This is a genomic window from Corallococcus sp. CA054B (assembly GCF_003611625.1).
In the GTDB taxonomy this organism is placed as follows: Bacteria; Myxococcota; Myxococcia; order Myxococcales; family Myxococcaceae; genus Corallococcus; species Corallococcus coralloides.
Genome location: NZ_RAVY01000354.1, coordinates 1 through 3,785 on the forward strand (window position 1 = coordinate 1; position 3,785 = coordinate 3,785).

3 protein-coding genes are annotated in these 3,785 nt (G+C 73.1%); 2 read left to right on the forward strand and 1 reads right to left on the reverse strand.

Annotated features, from left to right (window positions below):
• A partial coding sequence (locus D7V80_RS40430; protein ID WP_147447390.1) for a cupin domain-containing protein occupies positions 1-381 on the forward strand: 381 nt, incomplete at its 5' end.
• A gap of 170 nt (positions 382-551) precedes the next feature.
• The gene (locus D7V80_RS40435) at positions 552-1,451 is read left to right on the forward strand and encodes an MBL fold metallo-hydrolase (protein WP_120593086.1); all 900 of its coding nucleotides are present in this window, start codon (positions 552-554) and stop codon (positions 1,449-1,451) included.
• A 6-nt stretch (positions 1,452-1,457) separates the two neighbouring features.
• Here the strand turns inward: D7V80_RS40435 and D7V80_RS40440 are convergent, their stop codons facing one another.
• Positions 1,458-3,728 (reverse strand): ATP-binding protein, encoded by a 2,271-nt coding sequence (locus D7V80_RS40440; RefSeq protein WP_120593087.1) that lies wholly within the window; start codon positions 3,726-3,728, stop codon positions 1,458-1,460.
• Positions 3,729-3,785 lie beyond the last annotated feature (57 nt).

Here is a 3,785-nt window from a genome sequence, read left to right on the forward strand (position 1 = left end):
GATTCGCGCCGCCGCGCCCCGCCGGCCTCCGCGTCCCTTCCCCCCGTGGAGAAGGTGAACCTGGCCCACGCCTCCACCGACCTGCCGGCGCCTGGCATTACCCGGCCCGTGGGCACGCTCCACGGTCAGCCCGTGCACATGGTGCGGCTGACGGGCACCGGCCCCTGGTGCCGGCACGCCACCGGCGACACCCTGTTCTTCGTCACCCGGGGCACCCTGCGTGTGGAGTTGCGCGAGCGCACCGTGGACCTGGAGGAGGGCGAATTGCTCATCGTCCCCCGCGGCGTCGAGCACCGTCCGGTCACCGACTCGGAAGCGCTGGTGCTGATGTCGGCTCCATCGCTCGAAGGGGAAGCTGCCGGGCAGTCTCCCGCTCCCTGAGCGGCGTCCTGCCGCCCCCCGAGCGGGCGAGCCCCTGTCCTGCCCGGGCGCGGTGATTCCTCCCACGGAGTTCACGGCGCACTTTTGCCATGAACGAACGGAAGGGGGCTTCCCGCGTCGGTTCATCCGCCGCCGGACGGCCACCGCCTTTCCTCAGGAGCGGAGCCGCCATGCGCATCCACCATCTCAACTGCACCACGATGTGCCCGCCCGGCCGGCGGCTCATGGACGGGCGGCGCGGCTTCACCGGCCCGGCGGCGCTCACCTGTCACTGCCTGGCGTTGGAGACGCCGCGCGGTCTGGTGCTGGTGGACACCGGCTTTGGCCTCAATGACGTGTACGCGCCCCGCGTGCGGCTCAACGGCCTGTTCCGCGACGTGCTCTGCCGCCCCGCCCTGACGGAGGAGTCCACCGCCATCCGCCAACTGGAGCGCATGGGCTTCCAGGCCAGCGACGTGCACGACATCGTCCTCACGCACCTGGACTTCGACCATGCGGGCGGCCTGGATGACTTCCCCCACGCGCGCGTGCACGTGCTGGCGGACGAGTACCGCGTGGCCACCGCGCAGAAGTCCTGGCTGGACCGCGCGCGCTTCCGCCCGCAGCAGTGGTCCAAGGAGACGCGCTGGGAGACCTACGTCCCCCACCGGGGCGAGGGCTGGTTCGGCTTCGACTGCGTGCGCGAGCTCACCGGACTGCCGCCAGAAATCCTGCTGGTGCCGCTCGTGGGCCACACGCTGGGACACACGGGCGTGGCCATCAACACCGGGGAAGGGTGGCTGCTGCACGCGGGCGACGCGTACTTCTACCACGGCGAGATGGACCTGGACCGCTACCGGTGCACCGCCGGCCTGCGCGCCTACCAGAAGCTGATGCAGAAGGACGGGTGGATGCGCTGGTACAACCTGCGCCGGCTGCGTGAGCTGGTGCAGCGCCACGGCGAACAGGTGACGGTGTTCTGCGCGCACGACTCGCTGGAGTTCGAGCGGCTGGAGGAGCGCGAGAAGCTGCCCGTGGACTTCCCCATCCAGCCCGGCCTCGTCGCCCCCGTGCCTTCGCTGCACCTCTAGCGGGCGTCACTGGGGGATGGGAGGTGACTCCGCCACCGACGTCTCCTCCATGGGCCGGGGCACGCGCGGCAGGTCCACCGTGAAGGTGGCGCCCCGCCCCGGCACGCTCTCCAGGCGGATGACGCCGCCGTGCGCCTCCACCAGCTGGCGGGCGATGTAGAGCCCCAGCCCGTAGCCGGCCTTCGTCCGGGCGGCGCGCTCGCGCTCGAAGCGCTCGAAGACGCGGCGCTGGGCCTCCGGCGCGATGCCCACGCCCTCGTCGCGCACCCGCAGCCGCGAGTGGTCCGCGTCCAGCGCGGACACCGACACCGTCACCGGGTGGCCGCGTCCGAACTTCAGCGCGTTGGACAAGAGGTTCGTCACCACCCGGTCCAGGCGGATGCGGTCCCACTGCCCCACCTGCCCCTCCTCCACCTCCAGCCGCAGGTCGCAGCCCGCCTCCGCGGCGGCGTCCGCGAAGCGCTCCACCACCTCGCGCGCCAGCTCCCCCAGGTCCATGGGCGCCGCGTCCAGCAGCCGCTTGCCGGAGGACAGCCGCGACAGGTCCAGCAGGTTGTGGAGCAGCTGTGCCAGCCGCTGCGCCTGACCGCGCGCCACCACCAATCCCTTGCGCACGTCCTCGTCGCGGCCGGCCGCCTGCGAGCGCTGCACCTTGTTGAGCAGCAATTGCAGCGCTTGCAAGGGATTGCCCAGGTCGTGCGCGGTGACGGCGATGAGGTCCACCGCCTCGCGCGCCTCGCGCAGGAGCCGCGTGTTCTCCAGGGCCAGCGCCGCACGGCCCGCCAGCTCCTCCACCAGCACCTGGTCCGCCTGCGTGAAGCGGCGGTGGCCCCGGGCCGTCAGCAGCACGAAGGCGCCCAGCGTGTCGGTTCCCGCGCGCAGGGGCACCACCATGGAGGAACCGATGGCGACGCGCTCGATGAGCAGCCGGTGCTCTTCGGTCTCCGCGGAGGCCGCCAGGTCGTCCGTCTCCACCTCCACGTCCATCCGCGAGCGCCCGGTGCGCATCACGTCCCAGACGACCGGAGGCATGCCGGAGCGGGGCGGAAAGCGCCGCAGGGCCTCCCACAGGCTCGCCTCGCGTTCGGGTTGCACGTGCGTGACCGCCCGGGGCCGCAGCTCGCCCGCGGGCGTGAGCAGGTAGAGGATGCAGCCGTCCGCCACCTCCGGCACCAGCAGCCGCGCCACCTCCGCCGCCGTCAGGTCGGGGTCCAGGGACTGGTGGAAGACGCGACCGGCCTCCGCGAGCAACTCCTGCACCCGCTCCTGGCGCCGCTGCTCGGTGATGTCGCGCGTCACCACGGAGAAGCCCTGGGGCTCGCCGTCCTCGTCGCGCAGCGCGGTGATGGACACCTCCGCCCAGAAGCGCGAGCCGTCCTTGCGCTGCCGCCAGCCCTCCGTGCGCAGCCGCCCCTCCTGGAGGGCCCGGGACAGGTCCCGCTCCGGCCTGCCCGCCGCCGCATCCTCGGAGGTGTAGAAGACGGAGGTGGGCCGGCCCTGGATCTCCTCCTCGCTCCAGCCCTTGATGCGCTCGGCGCCCGGGTTCCAGCTCGCCACACGCCCGCGCGTGTCCAACAGCACCAGGGCGTAGTCGCGCACGCCCTCCACCAGCGCCTGGAAGCGGTGCGCGCTGGCCGCCGCCTCGCGCCGGAGCGGGTGGAGCCGGCGGTGGAGCACCCACGCCAGCACCCCCGCCACCGTCAGCCCCAGCAGGGAGGCCAGCAGCAGCAGCGCCGTCTCCCACCAGTCCACCCGCACCGAGGACTGGTTCTCCGCGTCCAGCCGCTCCTGCACCTTGCGCTCCAGTTGGGCCTGCGCCTCGCGCACCCGCCCATGGGACCGGGCGAGCCGCTCGCGCGCCAGCTTCTGCTCCTGGGGCGTGGGGGTGTCCCCGAGCGCGCGCAGGGCCTCTTCGTGCGCCTGCTCCGCGGCGCGCACCTCCCACACCAGCTCCTCGTCCTCGGCGGTATCCAGCCGCGCGGCCAGCCGTTCCGCGGCGGCCAGGAAGCGCCGCCGTGCCTGCGCCGTGTCCCGGGAGAGCGACTGCCCGCCCGCCAGCAGCGCGCTGTTGGCCAGGGACACCTTGTCGCTGAAGGCCCGCCCCAGGAGCCCCACCTCCTGCAGGTCTATCGAGCGCTCCATCACCCGAGACCGCACGGAGGTACGCGTCAGCAGGAGCGCCACCACGGCCAGGACCAGCAGGACGAGCGCCACCAGGAGGCTCGCCGTGAGCCCCCACCCCTCATCCTGTCGCGCGCGCCTGGGAGCTGCCGCCATGCGTCCCCTTTCCCGCTGGACGCACGCGCCCATTCGCGCCCCCGCGTCCACTCACGG

Coding starts and splice junctions, on each gene's coding strand:
- D7V80_RS40435 (WP_120593086.1), top strand. CDS start 552: ATGCGCATCCACCATCTCAACTGCACCACGATGTGCCCGCCCGGCCGG.
- D7V80_RS40440 (WP_120593087.1), bottom strand. CDS start 3,728: ATGGCGGCAGCTCCCAGGCGCGCGCGACAGGATGAGGGGTGGGGGCTC.